This window comes from Arthrobacter sp. K5, assembly GCF_040448525.1.
Lineage (GTDB): Bacteria > Actinomycetota > Actinomycetes > Actinomycetales > Micrococcaceae > Arthrobacter > Arthrobacter globiformis.
The window spans coordinates 3,354,520-3,370,100 of the sequence record NZ_CP159279.1 but is presented as its reverse complement, the minus strand read 5'-3'; the positions used below and the strand labels follow the sequence as shown (position 1 = coordinate 3,370,100).

The 15,581-nt window shown below is 66.3% G+C and carries 13 protein-coding genes; 4 read left to right on the top strand and 9 right to left on the bottom strand.

Annotated elements, in window-relative coordinates; translation table 11 throughout:
• Positions 1 to 4: 4 nt before the first annotated feature.
• On the bottom strand, positions 5 to 751 hold the full coding sequence (locus tag ABRP34_RS15310; RefSeq protein ID WP_353710845.1) for a LysR family transcriptional regulator substrate-binding protein: 747 nt from the start codon (positions 749 to 751) through the stop codon (positions 5 to 7).
• A 90-nt stretch (positions 752 to 841) separates the two neighbouring features.
• Here ABRP34_RS15310 and ABRP34_RS15305 point away from each other — a divergent pair, with 90 nt between their 5' ends.
• Both ABRP34_RS15305 and ABRP34_RS15300 read left to right on the top strand, forming a co-directional pair.
• Positions 842 to 1,240 carry a DUF5997 family protein gene (locus ABRP34_RS15305; protein WP_003802859.1) on the top strand — a complete coding sequence of 133 codons (399 nt, stop codon included), beginning with the start codon at positions 842 to 844 and terminating at the stop codon, positions 1,238 to 1,240.
• A 314-nt stretch (positions 1,241 to 1,554) separates the two neighbouring features.
• Positions 1,555 to 3,843 (top strand): fibronectin type III domain-containing protein, encoded by a 2,289-nt coding sequence (locus ABRP34_RS15300; RefSeq protein WP_353710844.1) that lies wholly within the window; start codon positions 1,555 to 1,557, stop codon positions 3,841 to 3,843.
• A 96-nt stretch (positions 3,844 to 3,939) separates the two neighbouring features.
• Here the strand turns inward: ABRP34_RS15300 and ABRP34_RS15295 are convergent, their stop codons facing one another.
• Positions 3,940 to 4,980 carry a hemolysin family protein gene (locus ABRP34_RS15295; RefSeq protein WP_003802855.1) on the bottom strand — a complete coding sequence of 347 codons (1,041 nt, stop codon included), beginning with the start codon at positions 4,978 to 4,980 and terminating at the stop codon, positions 3,940 to 3,942.
• Complete coding sequence (locus ABRP34_RS15290; protein WP_353710843.1) at positions 4,973 to 6,334, bottom strand: hemolysin family protein; 1,362 nt, start codon at positions 6,332 to 6,334, stop codon at positions 4,973 to 4,975. Before ABRP34_RS15290 ends, ABRP34_RS15295 begins: the two co-directional genes overlap by 8 nt.
• Before the next feature lie 252 nt (positions 6,335 to 6,586).
• Here ABRP34_RS15290 and ABRP34_RS15285 point away from each other — a divergent pair, with 252 nt between their 5' ends.
• Positions 6,587 to 7,258, top strand: a complete 672-nt coding sequence (locus ABRP34_RS15285) for a DNA alkylation repair protein (protein ID WP_353710842.1) — start codon at positions 6,587 to 6,589, stop codon at positions 7,256 to 7,258.
• A gap of 297 nt (positions 7,259 to 7,555) precedes the next feature.
• Positions 7,556 to 8,944 (top strand): APC family permease, encoded by a 1,389-nt coding sequence (locus ABRP34_RS15280; RefSeq protein WP_353710841.1) that lies wholly within the window; start codon positions 7,556 to 7,558, stop codon positions 8,942 to 8,944.
• Between the two features lie 41 nt (positions 8,945 to 8,985).
• Here the strand turns inward: ABRP34_RS15280 and ABRP34_RS15275 are convergent, their stop codons facing one another.
• The 6 genes from ABRP34_RS15275 to glnT form a co-directional block, all read right to left on the bottom strand.
• On the bottom strand, positions 8,986 to 9,606 hold the full coding sequence (locus tag ABRP34_RS15275) for an XRE family transcriptional regulator (protein WP_003802847.1): 621 nt from the start codon (positions 9,604 to 9,606) through the stop codon (positions 8,986 to 8,988).
• Positions 9,606 to 10,865 (bottom strand): allantoate amidohydrolase, encoded by a 1,260-nt coding sequence (locus tag ABRP34_RS15270; protein ID WP_353713380.1) that lies wholly within the window; start codon positions 10,863 to 10,865, stop codon positions 9,606 to 9,608. Before ABRP34_RS15270 ends, ABRP34_RS15275 begins: the two co-directional genes overlap by 1 nt.
• A gap of 59 nt (positions 10,866 to 10,924) precedes the next feature.
• Positions 10,925 to 12,289: an FMN-binding glutamate synthase family protein gene (locus ABRP34_RS15265; RefSeq protein ID WP_353710840.1), complete on the bottom strand. Its 1,365-nt coding sequence runs from the start codon at positions 12,287 to 12,289 to the stop codon at positions 10,925 to 10,927.
• Between the two features lie 12 nt (positions 12,290 to 12,301).
• On the bottom strand, positions 12,302 to 13,033 hold the full coding sequence (locus ABRP34_RS15260; protein WP_353710839.1) for a protein glxC: 732 nt from the start codon (positions 13,031 to 13,033) through the stop codon (positions 12,302 to 12,304).
• Complete coding sequence (locus ABRP34_RS15255) at positions 13,021 to 13,929, bottom strand: glutamine amidotransferase (protein WP_353710838.1); 909 nt, start codon at positions 13,927 to 13,929, stop codon at positions 13,021 to 13,023. The genes ABRP34_RS15260 and ABRP34_RS15255 overlap by 13 nt, the downstream gene beginning before the upstream one ends.
• A 64-nt stretch (positions 13,930 to 13,993) precedes the next feature.
• Positions 13,994 to 15,367 (bottom strand): type III glutamate--ammonia ligase, encoded by a 1,374-nt coding sequence (gene glnT / locus ABRP34_RS15250; protein WP_353710837.1) that lies wholly within the window; start codon positions 15,365 to 15,367, stop codon positions 13,994 to 13,996.
• Positions 15,368 to 15,581 lie beyond the last annotated feature (214 nt).

The following is a 15,581-nucleotide window of genomic DNA, read 5'->3' as shown; positions in this document are numbered from 1 at the left end:
CCAGTTACCGCTTGCCCTTCTTCCGCGAACCGCGGCCCTTCCCCTTGTCCGGGTTGGGTGCGTAGCGCTGGGCGACCTTTGGCTTCTTGCCGCCGGCACCAGCGCCGCCGCGGCGGTCCGGCTTAGGCGCCTTCTTCGGCTTCTCCTGCTGCGCGGACGGCTGCCGTGAGCTCTGTGCCGTGCGGCCGCGGACAATGCCGATGAACTCTTCAATGACCTCGTCCGTGGCATCGATGGGCCAGGCGAGCGCGATCTGGGTTCCCGGCGCGCCTGTGAGGCGGCGGGCCACAGTGTCCTTGGTGTTGAAATGCCGGGCGACGGACATGGGAAGTATCAGCAGGCCCGCGCCTGTTGCCACCACCTGCAGGGCCATTTCCGGCCCGCCCAGTTCATCGGCGTCGAGAAAGGTTTCTTCCGCCAGGTCCTCAAGCGCCACGTCCTCGAACACGGTGATTTCATGGCCCTTGGGCGCCACCACCACGGGCTGTTCCTCGTACAGCGGGATGACGTTCAGGCCTTCGCGCTCCACCGGAAGGCGGACAAAGCTGAGGTGCGCCGAACCGTCACGCAGCACCGAAAGCTGCGTGCCGCCGTCGGACATGAACGAACGCAGGGGAACGTGTGGCATCCGTTCCTCCCAGCGCCGGATCCACTTGCCCGGCGTGACGCCTGCGACGTAGGCAAAGCGGAGCTCGCGGGGCGGGGACTCCGGCGAGGCCGGGTCCAGGGTGGGTTCATCTTCAGCGGGCACACCTTCACAGTACTGCCACCGGCACAGCGCGGGGCGCGTTGGCCACGGGCCGTGGTCAGGGAAACAGGCCCAGGCGGATACCCTTAATGCATGACCTCTGCTAACTCCCAGTCCATGAAGCCGGCCACCGTTGCCAAGAAGCTTGGCATCTACCTGCCTGCGACGCCCCAGGAGTTCCAGGATTCAACCATCACCCGCGCAGAGTTCGCGGAGCTGCAGTCCAACCCGCCGGAGTGGCTGGCCGAACTGCGCCGCAACGGCCCGCACCCCCGCCCGGTGGTGGCGCAGAAGCTCAACATCTCCATCAGCGGCCTTGCCCGCGGCGGCGTTGAAGAGGCGCTGACGACGGCGGAGATCACCGCGCTGCTGCAGGCTCCCCCTGCCTGGCTGGTTGCCGAGCGGGCTACCCACGCCGCCGTCCGCGCCGAAGCCCAGCGGGTCAAGGAAGAGTCCGCCAAGAAGGCGGCTAAGAAGGCCCGCCAAGGCTAAGGCTGCCCGGTTTCCGGGCATTCCCTTGGGGAAACCCGGGGTTCTGATCCCCCCGCAGAGGGGGAAGTGGGGGTTCCCGTCCCCGTGGGGGGTTCACGTCCCGCGAACGGCTGAACGCCGGGAATGCCCGCACTGACGTGGGCAAATCACTGCGTTCGCTCCTGGGCCCCTCCATGTGGGGGGACCAAAAGGTACGGCCAAGTCGGTGCCGCGGGGCGTTTTTCCAAGCCAAAACGCCCAGCGTTTCCCCAAGGGGCCTTCTTGATTCTGTGATTGTGCGTGAAGGTCGCGCACCTCGGATCGATGAGGTCATCATGAAATCAGCACAAAGCGAGCCGGGAGCGCACACTTCTCGCCTTCCCGGTATCCGAAGGGCCGGAATCTTCGCAACAGTCTCGGCCGTCGTCTGTTCAACATCCATGTTCGCCATTCCAGCCGCCAGCGCTGCCGTCCCTACGTTTCCGGACAACATTGTTGTCTTCCCCGATCGCGACTTCGTCTCCATTGAGGGGTATGAGGGGCACGCCGGTGAGACTGCCACCCTCGAGGTCAAGCGCGCCGGCAAGGTCATCGGCTCGGCAGAAGCAGTGGTCGACGCCGGCGGCGTCGCCTTTGAGGTCAACCACCCCGGCGGCGTCTGCTGGGGTGCCGGCACCGGTCTTGCTGTCACGCCCGATATCCGTCCCGGTGACATCGTCTCCATGAAGTTCGGCACAACCGCCGCCGGTGAAACCACCGTGCAGGACACCTACGTGACGGGCGATGCCGAGCTCAGCGGCAGCACCATCACCGTCAAGGGACACATCGGAGCCAGCGTCAATCCCGCCCAGCTGGAACAGCGCATCATTGAGCCGGCGCTGAAGGACACCAGCATCGGCCGCCGCGACATCCGTGCCATCCCCGGCCCCCTCACTCCGTCGGATAAGGGCGGCTACTCCTCCGGGCTGGAAGTCACGGGCGATACGTTCACCGCCACCTATGTCTTCGATGACGCTGCCAACGCCGAAATCGCTGCGAACGCCGGGCTTGGCGAACGCGCCATGGCCTGGGAGTTCGAAGACGCAGACGCCAACCGGCAGGGCCTGACCATCGCCGAGTACGGCGAGCCCGGCGGCCCCGGCATGGGTGGCTGCCCCAACGGCCCCCTGCAGTCCGGACCCCCCGCCCCCTCCGGCATCACGGCTGCCAAGGTCTCCGGCGGACTGAAGCTGAACTGGACCCCGGCCGAAGCCATCCCCGGCACCCCTGCAATCACCGGCTACCGCGCCGTCGCAGTCGGCAAGACCGTGACCGGCAGCGAGCAGGTGGAGATCGGCAAGCGCATCTCAGGCCAGGCAGCCACCGGCACCACGATCACCGGTCTCTCCGCCAATGAGGATTACGACGTCTACGTGGTCGGTGTCAGCAGCGTCGGCGAGACGTTCCCGGCAGCACACGCAATCCCGGTCACGGACGCCACGGCTCCAACGGTGTCTGCCACCCCCAACGGCGGCAGCACGGCTGTGGCCCAGACGGTCACCCTGACAGCCAGCGAGACGGGCAGCGACATCTACTACACAATCGACGGCTCCGATCCCGTCCTGTCGGGCGGCGTGCTTGCACCCGACGCGATCCACTACACCGGACCGATGGAGATCGCATCCACGACCACCCTGAAGTTTGCGGCCTTCGACCCCTCGGGCAACGTCTCCGCCATCAGCGAGGTCCTCTTCACCGTCACCAATGACCCGGTACCCGCGGCTCCGACGTTTACCGGCACACCTGTGGTGGGCCAGGGCACGGCAAACCTGTCCTGGACCGCACCCAACCCGGGCGCCACGGGACTGACCATCACGGGTTACACCGTCCAGGCCTACACCTCTGACGGCACGGCGTTCGGTCCGGCCAAGACAACGGCCGGGAACGTCACGTCCTTGGTCTACGACGGACTCAGCGGCGACACGGCCTACCAGTTCACGGTCCGGGCTTCCAACACCAACGGCATGGGCCCGGAATCGGAGAAGACCGCGGCCGTCACCGTCCAGGGCGCCCTCGTTGCCGTCGCCGGACCGGACCAGAACGTTGTCCGCCGTACTACGGCCACCACCGTCACGCTTGACGGCACCGGCTCCACCACCACGGGCGCCACCTACCAGTGGGAGCAGGTCCTGAGCAGCGCAACCGACCCCAACAAGGTGTCGCTGACCGGAGCCACCACGCTCAAGCCGACGTTCAGCCTTCCGGTCTTCCGGACGCCGATGACCAACAGCCCGCTGACATTCCGGCTGACGGTGACCGCGGGCGGCCAGACACGGACAGATGAGGTCAAGGTAGTCCCCGTTCCGGACCGCGTGACCATCAGCAGCGCCCAGTGGAAGACCGGCGACTTCCGGGTCAACGGCACCGGATCCGTGGTCGGCGCCACCATCACCTTCCGCGTCGGCGGCGCGACCGGCAGGATCCTGGGCCAGGCAGCCGTCACCGCAGCCGTGGCGCCGGAAACGGGTGGCGTCTACACCCTTCGGCTCCGCAATGCCGCCGCAGGCACCACCAACCCCGGCACCGTTTGGATTGAGTCGACGGTAGGCGGCATGGCAGGACCCCTGACGGTAATCAACAAGTAGTTTCCATCAGACACACCGAGTCCGGTGCCTGGCGGCGATCAGCCGCCAGGCACCGGACTTCGTTGTGTCCGTCGGCTCAGCCACGGTTTGCCGGCCCTAGCTGCTGGTGACGTCCTGTACCTCGCCCACCAGTTCCTCGATGATGTCCTCGAGGAACAGCACCCCCGTGGTGTTCCCGCGCGTGTCGAACACCCGGGCCACGTGGGCGCCGGTGCGGCGCATGGTCGCGAGGGCATCCTCCAGTTCGCTGCCGCGGAAGGTCGAGGCCAGTCGGCGGATCCGTTTCTCCGGCACCGGCCGGGTGAACTTTTCCGGTGTGGTGAGGTCCATAACGTCCTTCAGGTGAAGGTAACCGGAGGGGTCGCCGTCGTCGTCGGTCACGATGTACCGGGAGTACCCGTGCTCGGCAACGGCCCGCTGGATGTCTGCCGGAGTCGATGACGCCGGCAGGAGCACCATCTCCGTGATGGGAACCTCGACGTCGGCCACGGTCTTCTCCGTAAACTCGAAGGCTGCGGTGAGGGCACCGGTGTTGTCGGTCAGGACGCCTTCCCTCGTGGATTGCTCGACGATGTTCGCCACCTCGTCCAGGGTGTAGGCGCTGGTGGCCTCATCCTTGGGCTCCACCCGGAACAGGCGGAGGATGGAGTTGGCGATGCCGTTCAGCGTCCAGATGACCGGCTTGAACACGCGCGCCACCATCACCAGCGGCGGGGCCAGGATGAGCGCGGCGCGGGTGGGCACCGAGAACGAGATGTTCTTGGGGACCATCTCGCCGAGGACCACATGCAGGAAGGTCACCAGCAGCAGCGCCGCCACGAAGGCGATGATTCCGATCGTTTCAGCGGACAGGGACGTCAGGCCCAAGGGGATCTCCAGCAGGTGGTGGATCGCCGGTTCGGAGACGTTCAGGATCACCAGCGAACAGACGGTGATGCCCAGCTGGCTGGTGGCCAGCATGAGCGTGGCGTGTTCCATGGCCCAGAGCGTGGTTTTCGCGGCCTTGCTGCCCGCCTCCGCCTTGGGCTCGATCTGTGAACGGCGGGCGGAGATGACGGCGAACTCGGCGCCGACGAAGAAGCCGTTGACCACCAGCAGGACGGCGAGCCAGATGATGCCCGGAAGGTACTCACTCATGGGTCAGCTCCTGGGTCAGGCTGTCAATGATCCGGTCGTGGGCACTTTTGGGTGGCCCCGCCGATTCCTCCGGCGTGAATTTGAGGCGCTCGACGTGCGTGCCGGCCACCCGCTCCACGCGGAGGGTGCCGCCGTCGATGGCCGCCTCGTCGCCAAGTTCAGGGATGCGGTCCAGCTGGTCCGTGACGAAACCGGCCACGGTGTCGTAGTCCTCACCGTCGGGGACGGCGATGCCTGTCCGGTCCAGAAGCTCGTCCGGGCGCAGCGACGCGTCGAACGTGATGGACCGCCCGGTCCGGACCACGCCCACACGGGCGCGGTCGTGCTCATCTTCCAGTTCGCCGACGATCTCCTCCACCAGGTCCTCCAGGGTGACGATACCGGCAGTTCCGCCGTGCTCGTCGGAGACGATGGCCACCTGGAGGCCCTGCTTGCGCAGCAGCACCAGGAGGGAGTCGACCCCCATGGATTCAGGAACCATAAGCGGTTCGATCATCAGGTCGGCAGCGAGGACACCGGGGCGTTCCTCAAGGGCCACAGCGAAGGCCTGCTTGACGTGGAGCACGCCGAGCACGTCGTCGCGGTCACGGCCAATGACGGGAAACCGCGAATAGCCGGTGGAGCTGGCCAGCGCGATGATCTGTTCGGCCGTGTCATCGGTGTTCACCGCCGTCATCCGCACGCGCGGCGTCAGAACATCCGCTGCGCTGTGCTCGGAGAAACGCAGCGTGCGGTGCAGCAGGGCCGCGTGGTCCAGGTCAAGGACGCCTTCCAGCGCCGAGCGGCGGACCAGCGAGCTCAGTTCCTCGGCGCTGCGGGCACCTGAGAGTTCCTCCTTGGGCTCGATGCCGAAGGACCTGATGACCGCGTTCGCGGTGTTGTTGAACAGGAGGATGACAGGCTTGAACACCGCGGTAAAGAGGGCCTGGAACGGTATCACCATCTTGGCAGTAGCCAGGGGCTGCGCCAGCGCGAAGTTCTTGGGAACCAGTTCGCCGATCACCATGGAGAAGACGGTGGCGATGAAAATCGCGACGACGGCACCCACCCCGGGCACGAGGCCTTCTGGGAACCCGGCCGCCGTCAGCGGCCCACTCAGCAGCATGCTGATGGCAGGTTCAAAGGTGTAGCCGGTCAGGAGGGTGGTAAGGGTGATGCCCAGCTGCGCACCGGAAAGGTGCGTCGAGGTGATCTTCAGGGCTTTGATGGTGGGGGCAAGGCGTTTCTCACCCCGGGCCTGGCGAGCTTCGAGGTCGTTTCGGTCAAGGTTGACCAGGGCAAACTCGGATGCGACGAAGAATCCGGTGCCGACTGTCAGGATCAGGCCGATCCCGATCATGATCCATTCGTTCATTGGAGGCGCCCCTCTCCCGTAGTAACCGGCTTGCCGGTCAAATGGGTGAGGGGCCAGGGCATATGTGAAGGAGGGTCGTCCATAGTGCCTTCAACTATATCGGGTGTTTCTTTGTCACTCCGTGGCTTCGCTTAGGCTTCGGCTGGAACGCCTAGCGAGTAGACAGCCATCAGTGCGGCTGACACGGCCCAGACGACAGCAGCCCGCCACCGTACAATACGAGCGGACGGCAGCCAGGGAGCAGGAGCAGCAATGGCGGAGACAACAATTGACGGTTTACTGGCCGAACTGGCCGCGCTTGAGGATCCGAAGATGCGCGCGGCGAACCAGAAACGCGGCGATGACCACGGCGTGAACCTGTCCGCATTGCGTGCGGTCGCGAAGCGGCTGAAGACCCAGCACAACCTCGCCCGTGAGTTGTGGGCCACGAATGACGCCGCGGCCCGCTTACTGTCACTGCTGATCTGCCGGCCGAAGGCATTCGAGCTGCAGGAACTGGACGTCATGCTGCGGCAGGCCCGCGCCCCCAAGGTACATGACTGGCTCGTGAACTATGTGGTGAAGAAGAGCCCGCACGCTGAACAACTGCGCGTCACCTGGACTGACGACCCGGACCCGGTAGTCGCGAGCGCCGGCTGGGCCCTGACCACGGAGCGGGTCGCGAAAAAGCCGGAGGGCCTCGACCTGTCCGGGCTCCTGGACACGATCGAAGCCGAAATGAAAGGCGCCGCCGAGCGCCTGCAGTGGGCCATGAACCATACCCTGGCGCAGATCGGCATTGAACACGCGGACCACCGGACCCGGGCCATCGACATCGGCGAACAGCTGGAAGTGCTGAAGGACTACCCCACCCCGCCGAACTGCACATCCCCCTTCGCACCCATCTGGATCAAAGAGATGGTGGGCCGCCGGGGCGAAGCCTGACCCCGCCGCTCTTCGCCTGCGGCCGTTTGCAGCCCGCCCGGCCGTCCGGCAGGTCCCGGCACGTAACCTGCCCGCATCACTTGACCGTGATTCCCGTCACTGATTTACTAAATGAACTTCATTCATTTATATCCGGCTTCGCGGACCGGAACTCGGGTGAGCCCCGATGTCCCGGGCGGGAATGTGGCACTGACGGCGTTGCCACCGCCCCTGCACCCGCGGTGTCCATGAGCTGGCTTTGGCTTGCGCTCATGCCCTTCCCGCCGGCCGCGGCGGCCTCAACGCTTAGGAATCCCCATGAGCTCAGCCCCTCACACACAGACCCCCACAGGCGGAGGCCGGCCAGGCAGCGGGCCCGGGAGATCAGGCAACGGCTGGCGCCGGGTGCTCGGCGTCCCCTCCCTGGTCCTGCTTGGCCTGGTCTACATGGTGCCCCTGACCATCTTCAGCACCTACGGCATCGTCGTCGAGCTGACGGGCGGGCGGCTCTCCGCCGCCTATGCCGCTGCCCTGGTGGTCATGCTCTTCACCGCCCGGTCCTATGGCCGGATGGCGCAGGCGTTCCCGGTCGCAGGGTCTGCCTACACTTACGCCACCCGGTCATTCGGCCCGGGACTGGGCTTCATGTCCGGCTGGTCCTTGCTGCTGGACTATCTGCTCCTGCCAATGATCAATTACCTGCTCATTGGCATTTACCTGAACGCCGCCTTCCCGGCCGTCCCCGCATGGGTGTTTATGGTCGTATCCATCATGGTCGTGACCGCGCTGAACATCCTCGGAATCACAGCGGTGGCCAGGGCAAACTTCGTGGTGGTGGGCCTCCAGGCCCTCTTCATCATCCTGTTCGTGGGACTCGCCTGGGCCTCCGTCTCGCGATCCGGCAAACTTGATCTTCTTGCCCCGTTCACCGGTGTCGACGGCGCCGAAGGCTTCTCGCCCATCCTGGCCGGGTCCGCGATCCTATGCCTGTCCTATTTGGGATTTGACGCTGTCTCCACCTTCGCCGAGGAGGCAAAGAACCCACGGACGAGCATCCCGCGGGCCATCATGCTGACCACCGTCCTGGCCGGGCTGATCTTCCTTGGGCTGGCCTACATCAGCCACCTGCTGCTTCCGGTGGGCACCTTCGCCGATCCGGACTCCGCGGCCATCGAAGTGGTGGGGGCGGCAGGCGGCAACCTTTTGGTCGCATTTTTCACGGCCGCCTACATTGCCGGAAGCCTCGGATCCGCGCTGACCTCGCAGGCCTCCGTTTCCCGGATCATCCACTCGATGGGTCGCGGCCGGGTCCTGCCCGCAGCCTTCGGACGCCTCCATCCCCGCCTGGGCACACCGGTGGTTCCGATCATCGTCACCTCGGGAGTATCCCTGCTGGCCTTGGTCCTCGACCTGACGACCGTGTCGTCACTGATCAGCTTCGGCGCCCTGGTCGCCTTCTCGGTGGTCAACCTGTCCGTCATCAAGCACTACTTCATCGACCGGAGGAACCGGGGAACCGGGAGCCTGCTGCACAACCTCCTGCTGCCGGGCATCGGCTTCCTGCTGACACTGTGGCTCTGGACCAGCCTCAGCGGACTGTCATTCTCGCTGGGTCTTTCCTGGGCAGCACTGGGCCTCGCCTACCTCGCGTACCTCACCCGCGGCTTCCGCCGGCCAACGCCCCATCTGCAGCTTGAGGAGGCCTGACCGGCAGGGCCCGCACGGGCGCCCGAGGAACACTCGGAAAACTACTTCGCCGCGATGGCCAGGAACCGGATGGGCAGGTCCAGAAGCTCCAACGGACCGTGCGGGCCCTCGCCGTCCAGGAGCAGGGAATCGCCGGGCTCCATGGTGTATTCATATGCGCCGTGGCCGTAGACCATCCTGCCGGCCAGCATGTAGATGAACTCAGTGCCGGGGTGCTGGAACAGCGGGAACACGTCTGAAGCATCGGTCAGTGTCACCAGCGTCGGCTCGATGGCGTCGGTCCGTCCCTTCAGGGTCCCCAGCACCCGGTATTCGTGCCCGTGCTGGGTTCCGCTGCGCACCGTCAGGCTGCCCTGGCCGTTCTTAGTGAAGGTAGCGTCCCGGTCCGTGTCCGCGCCCCGGAACAGGGCGGTGACCGGAATTTTGAGCCCGTCCGCCAGGCGCTGCAGCGTGGTGAGGGAGCAGGACGTGCTGGCGGTTTCAATCTTGGAGATCATCGCCTTGGACATGCCGGTCCGTGAAGCCAGTTCCGAGGCGGAGAGCCCGTTCGCCGTCCGGTAGTGGCGGACCTGACCGGCAATGATCCGTTCCAGCTTGCCGGCCACGCCGTCCTCGGTGTTCTCCGCGGCCATGTCCCTCGCTTCGCCAGCCTGATCCGTCATCAAGCCATCATAGGCGGAGCCTGCAGGTCGGATCCGAGTGCTCTGGCCGCTCCCAGCAGGCCCGAAAGGACATCCGCCAGCGCCGCCGCACCCGCTTCGGCATCGGCATCCTCTACGAGCTCCTCAGGCGAGTGCGAGATGCCGGTCGGGTTCCGCACAAACAGCATGGCCGTGGGAATGTGGCTGGCGAGCACTCCGGCGTCGTGGCCGGCCCCGGTGTCCAGTACCGGTGACTTCGGAAGCATCGCCTGCAGCTGGTCCCGCAGGCCTGCGTCGAAGTGCACGGTGGGGCTGAGGGATTCGGCGCCGAACGTCACGGTGCAGTTTTCCTCCGCCGCCATCACCTGCGCGTTCAGATGGATGGATTCCACCAGGGCAGCGGTGACCTCATCACGCGGATGGCGGACATCGATCCACATGTCGACGCGGGAGGCGATGACGTTGGTCCCGCCGGGGACGGGCTGGAGCCGGCCCACGGTGGCCCGCGCATCCCGGTACTTCGCAGCGGTGTCCCGGATGCCAATCATGATCTTGGCCGCGGCAATCATGGGATCCCTGCGGTCCTTCATGAGGGTGGTTCCGGCGTGGTTGCCCTGGCCGTGCACAGACAGTTTCCACCGGCCGTGGCCCAGGATCGATGAGCCGATGGCCACCGGCTGGCCGAGATCGGCCAGCCCCCTCCCCTGCTCCACGTGCAGCTCCACAAACACGCCCAGCCGGCCGAGGTTTTTGTGGTCAGCACCGATGAGCCGGGGGTCCTGTCCGTTCTTGGCCGCCACGTCGGCGTACGTATTGCCGTCCGCGTCCTTCAGGTTACGGGCCTTGTTCGGGTCCAGCGCGCCGGTGAGCAGCCGTGACCCCAGGCAGGCGACTCCGAAGCGGGAGCCCTCCTCTTCCGGGAATACGGCAATGGCCAGCGGCCGGCGGGGACGGAACCCGCGGGTTTTCAGGAGGTCGACGGCGACGAGTGCGGAGGCAACGCCGAGCGGCCCGTCGTACTCGCCGCCGCCGGGCACCGAGTCCAGGTGGCTGCCTGTGACGACGGCGTCCCGGCGGGTTCCGGTTGCCGTATCCCACCACGCCCAGATGATGCCGTTCCCGTCGGTGTGGACATCCAGCCCGCGCCGTTCGGCCTGCTCCGTGAACCAGCTCCGGAGCTCTGATTCAGCCGAGGAGAAAACCGGCCTGGAGTAGCCGCCGCGGCGGGCGTCAGCGCCGACGTCGGAAATGTCCCGCATGAGACCTGCCACGGTGTCCATCGCGGTGGCGGCACCGGCCCGCCCGGCGCCACCCACCGCGTACTCGGAGGATTCCGGCATCACTTCGCTCCGGGGATCCAGCTGGTGCCGGCCAGGGGAACGCGGGCCATGGCGGAGGCTTCGATGGTGAGGGCCACCAGGTCCTCCGGCTCGAGGTTGCGCAGGTGCGACTTCCCGCAGGCCCGGGCGATGGTCTGGGCCTCCATGGTCAGGACGCGCAGGTAGTTGGCCAGCCGCCGCCCGCCCGTGATCGGGTCAAGCCGGGAGGAGAGGTCCGGGTCCTGAGTGGTGATACCGGCGGGATCCCTGCCGTCCTGGAAGTCGTCGTAGAAGCCCGCGGCCGATCCCATGGCCGCGTATTCGGCGGCGTACCGGGGGTCGTTGTCGCCCAGCGCAATGAGCGCTGCCGTGCCGATGGCCACCGCGTCGGCACCGAGGGCCATGACCTTGGCGACGTCGGCCCCGGTGCGGATGCCGCCGGAGACGATGAGCTGGACCTTGCGGTGCAGGCCAAGTTCCTGCAGCGCTTGGACAGCCTGCGGAATGGCCGCCAGCGTGGGGATGCCGACGTTTTCGATGAACACCTGCTGGGTCGCGGCCGTGCCGCCCTGCATGCCGTCCACGACGACGACGTCGGCTCCGGCCTTCACGGCCAGTGCGGTGTCGTAGTAGGGCCGGGACGCGCCGATCTTGACGTAGATGGGCGTCTTCCAGTCGGTGATCTCGCGAAGTTCGCCGATCTTGATTTCCAGGTCGTCCGGTCCGGTCCAGTCCGGGTGGCGGCTGGCCGAGCGCTGGTCGATGCCCACCGGCAGAGTACGCATTCCGGCCACGCGCTCGGTGATTTTCTGGCCCAGCAGCATCCCGCCGCCGCCGGGCTTGGCACCCTGGCCGAGCACGATCTCGATCGCGTCGGCCTTGCGCAGGTCGTCCGGGTTCATGCCGTACCGGGAGGGCAGGTACTGGTAGACGAGGTGCTTGGACTGGCCGCGCTCCTCGGGGGTCATGCCGCCGTCGCCCGTTGTTGTGGAGGTGCCCACCTCGCTGGCGCCGCGGCCCAGGGCCTCCTTGGCGTTGGCGGACAGGGCGCCGAAGCTCATCCCGGCGATGGTCACCGGCGTCTGAAGGTGCAGCGGCCTGGAGGCGTAGCGGTCACCGAGGACGACGTCGGTATCGCACCTTTCGCGGTAGCCCTCCAGCGGGTAGCGGGACATGGAGGCGCCGAGAAACAACAGGTCATCGAAGTGCGGGACCTTGCGCTTGGCTCCCCAGCCGCGGATGTCGTAGACGCCCGTGGCGGCGGCGCGCTGGATGTCGGCGATGGTGGCGCGGTCGAACGTGGCAGATTCGCGCAGGCCCAGTTCTTCGACCTGCCGTGCAGCTGAGGCGGCCGGGGCGCCGGGGGTCAGGGAGGTGATGGTCATGGCGTTGTCCTTCTAGTAAGACGTCGAGTTGTGGACGCTGAAGTGGTAGAGGTTCCGCGCCGAGCCGTAGCGCTTGAAGTCCGCGGGGTTGTCGGTGCGGCCGGCAGCGGCGAGCAGCCCGGCGAGCTCCTCCAGGTGCTCGGCCCGCATCGGCTTCTCAACGCAGTCCGCGCCCAGCGAAGCGACGGTTCCCTTGACGTAGATCCGTGCCTCGTAAATGGAGTCGCCCAGCGCGTCGCCGGCGTCGCCGCAGACCACGAGCCGGCCGGCCTGTGCCATGAAGGCGGACATGTGGCCGATGTTGCCGCCCACCACAATGTCCACGCCCTTCATGGAGATCCCGCAGCGGGCTCCGGCGTTGCCGTCGATCACCACGAGTCCGCCGTGGCCGGTGGCCGCGGCCGACTGGGAGGCGTCCCCTTTTACATGGACCTTGCCGGACATGATGTTCTCGGCGAGCCCGACGCCGGCATTGCCTTTGACGGTCACCTCGCCTTTCTGATGCATCCCGGCAGCGTAGTAGCCGGCGTGGCCGTTGATGGTGACAGTCACCCTGGCGTTGATGCCGACGGCGAGGCTGTGCTTGCCGCCCGGGTTTTCGACGGTCCATGACTGGCCGTCAGTGGCGTTATGGAGGGCCTGGTTCAGGTCGCGGACCGGGCTGTCGGCCAGGTCCGTGCGGGTGGAAACCTCAGCGGTGACCGTGGCGTATTCCTGTGTCTGGGTTTCGATCAGAGTGACCATGTGTAGACCTTTCCGGGTTCCGGTTCAAAGATGCGGGCTGTTTCGATGCCGGGCAGGGATGCCAGGGCACGGTATTCGGAGGCCATGGCCACGTAGTCGTCCGTTTCGGCGATGATGGCGGGCTTGCAGGCGATGGGGTCGCGGACCACTGCCATGCTGTCGGCAGTGGTGACGACGAGCGTGTAGAAGCCGTCGAAGACCTTGCCGAGATTGGTCAGGGCCTCCTCCAGGGTGTCGCCCTGCTTCAGGCGGGAGGCGATGTAGCGGGCGCCGACTTCGGTGTCATTGTCGGAGTCGAACACCACCCCTTCGCGCAGCAGGTCCCGCCGGATCGTGGCGTGGTTGGAGAACGAGCCGTTGTGGACCAGGCACAGGTCGTCGGCCACGGAGAACGGGTGGGAACCGCCGGCGGTGACCGCCGACTCCGTGGCCATCCGGGTGTGGGACAGGCCCTGGCTGCCGGACATGGCGCCCAGCCCGTGCTCGGCGGCGATGTCCATCGGATGGCCCACGCTCTTCATCACGGCCACGTGTTCACCGCGGCCGATGATGGTGGAGTCCGGGAGGGTTTCGCGCACCGCCTTTGCGAGCAGCTCGGTATCGACGGCGGAGCTCACGAAGGTGGTGTCGCCCACCACCCTCACTGCCGTTCCGGCGGAGGCGGGCAGCAGGTTGTCCAGTGCGGCAGCGATCCCGGCGGCAGGCAGGCCCTGTTCCCTGCCCAACAGACTCAGTGTGGAGGTGTTGGCGGAAACGAGACCCGGGGTGTCGTAGACGGCGAGGCCGGCGGAGTCCGGGCCGCGGTCCACGATCTGGCACATCATCGAGGACAGGAGGCTGCCCATCCGGGGGTGCAGCAGGGGGTTGCGCAGCTGCAGCGCGGCGATTCCGCACATTTCAGGATCCTTTGCTAGGTGGGGGGTGGTTCTTGGTTTGGGCCGGTTCGTGATTGCAGCCGGGTCAGATCGAGGTCAGGTAAGTACGGATCTCCCAGTCACTCACCTGGTTGTGCCAGGTCAGGAACTCCTCTTCCTTGGCGTTGGCGTAGTACTGGCCGATCGCCTCGTTCCCGCTGAGGCTGGCGAGGATGACCGGGTCCCGGCGCAGGGCCTCCACGGCGTGGAGCAGTGTTGCCGGCAGCAAGTGCGCATCGGGCCGCGCTTCGCCCGGACCGGAGGGTGCCCCCGGGTCGGTGCCGTTCGTGACGCCGTCCAGTCCGGCTTCGATGGCCGTGGCGATAGCGAGGTACGGGTTGGCCGAGCCGTCGCCGGAGCGGAGTTCGATCCGCTTTTCGTCCGGGACCCGGATCATGTGGGTGCGGTCGTTGCCTCCGAACGAGGCCTTCCGCGGTGACCAGGTGGCTCCGGAGGAGCTGGTGGTGGCCCCCGAACGCTTGTACGAGTTCACAGTCGGGGCGAGGAATGCTTGGAGGGCCGGTGCGTGGTTCAGGATGCCGCCGATGAAGGAGTAGGCGAGCTCCGAGAGCCCGAGTCCCCTGCCGCCGTCGTCCCCGGGGAACAGCGCCTCCGCGCCGGACCACAGGGACAGGTGGAAGTGCAGGCCCGTGCCGGTGCGGTCGGTAAAAGGCTTGGGCATGAAGGTCGCGGTCATTCCGCGCTGTTCGGCGAGGATGTTCAGGATGTAGCGCAGCGAGACCACGCGGTCGGCAGTGGTCAGGGCGTCGGCGTAGTTGAAGTTCTGTTCGAACTGGCCGGCGGCGTCCTCGTGGTCGCTGGCGTAGTTGCCCCAGCCCAGGCTGTTCATGGCTGTGGAGATCGATGTGAGGTGCTCATACATGCGGGTGACGCCGCGAGCGTCATAGCAGGGACGCGGCGAGTCGTCGCGGGCATCGGCGGTGCTGAGGCTGCCGTCGGCGTTCTTGTTGACGAGGAAGTATTCCACTTCGGCACCGATCTTTGCCTGCATCCCCTTCTCCGCCAGGCGGGCGAGGGTGTTCTTGAGGATGACGCGCGGCGCGTAGGGCCAGGGCTTGCCGTCGACGTGGGGATCACAGTGGATCAGCGCAAGGCCTTCCTTGATGAACGGCACAGGGGTGAAGGACGCAAGGTCGGGAACAGCAATAAGGTCTGAATCCTGCGGCTTCTGGCCAATGAGGCCCGCAGCGTAACCGGCGAATCCCATGGCGCCGGCCTCGAGCTCGTCGGCGGCTTCAACGGGCACCAGCTTGGCGCACGGCTTGCCGGTCATGTCCACGAAGGTGGCCAGCAGGAAGCGGACATCGTGGGCCTTGGCGATGTCCGCCAGGGAGATCCGTCCGGGTTCCAGCGAAACGGGGGACTCCGTTGCTACTTCAGGTGTTGCGATACTGGTCATCGGAACTGTCCTGTTCGATTGGGTGTTACCTGCGGTGAAACGTTGTTGAACCACAGTAGCCAAAGTGATGTTACAAAACAGGGCTCCGATTGTTAAATCCGCAAGACGCCCGGAAGTGCCGATTGCAACGCGAAATTAACCCGCGCGAAACCCATGCATGTTCACTGTGGTGAATCATGGTTTCACGTCACTACTCAGTCGGTTCACCGCTTTC

What these genes read in the sequence shown, in the direction of transcription:
- glnT (WP_353710837.1), bottom strand. Translation starts at nt 15,367, where the DNA reads ATGACCAGTATCGCAACACCTGAAGTAGCAACGGAGTCCCCCGTTTCG.
- ABRP34_RS15255 (WP_353710838.1), bottom strand. Translation starts at nt 13,929, where the DNA reads ATGTGCGGAATCGCCGCGCTGCAGCTGCGCAACCCCCTGCTGCACCCC.
- ABRP34_RS15280 (WP_353710841.1), top strand. Translation starts at nt 7,556, where the DNA reads ATGAGCTCAGCCCCTCACACACAGACCCCCACAGGCGGAGGCCGGCCA.
- ABRP34_RS15260 (WP_353710839.1), bottom strand. Translation starts at nt 13,033, where the DNA reads ATGGTCACTCTGATCGAAACCCAGACACAGGAATACGCCACGGTCACC.
- ABRP34_RS15285 (WP_353710842.1), top strand. Translation starts at nt 6,587, where the DNA reads ATGGCGGAGACAACAATTGACGGTTTACTGGCCGAACTGGCCGCGCTT.
- ABRP34_RS15300 (WP_353710844.1), top strand. Translation starts at nt 1,555, where the DNA reads ATGAAATCAGCACAAAGCGAGCCGGGAGCGCACACTTCTCGCCTTCCC.
- ABRP34_RS15265 (WP_353710840.1), bottom strand. Translation starts at nt 12,289, where the DNA reads ATGACCATCACCTCCCTGACCCCCGGCGCCCCGGCCGCCTCAGCTGCA.
- ABRP34_RS15290 (WP_353710843.1), bottom strand. Translation starts at nt 6,334, where the DNA reads ATGAACGAATGGATCATGATCGGGATCGGCCTGATCCTGACAGTCGGC.
- ABRP34_RS15305 (WP_003802859.1), top strand. Translation starts at nt 842, where the DNA reads ATGACCTCTGCTAACTCCCAGTCCATGAAGCCGGCCACCGTTGCCAAG.
- ABRP34_RS15275 (WP_003802847.1), bottom strand. Translation starts at nt 9,606, where the DNA reads ATGACGGATCAGGCTGGCGAAGCGAGGGACATGGCCGCGGAGAACACC.
- ABRP34_RS15270 (WP_353713380.1), bottom strand. Translation starts at nt 10,865, where the DNA reads ATGGACACCGTGGCAGGTCTCATGCGGGACATTTCCGACGTCGGCGCT.
- ABRP34_RS15295 (WP_003802855.1), bottom strand. Translation starts at nt 4,980, where the DNA reads ATGAGTGAGTACCTTCCGGGCATCATCTGGCTCGCCGTCCTGCTGGTG.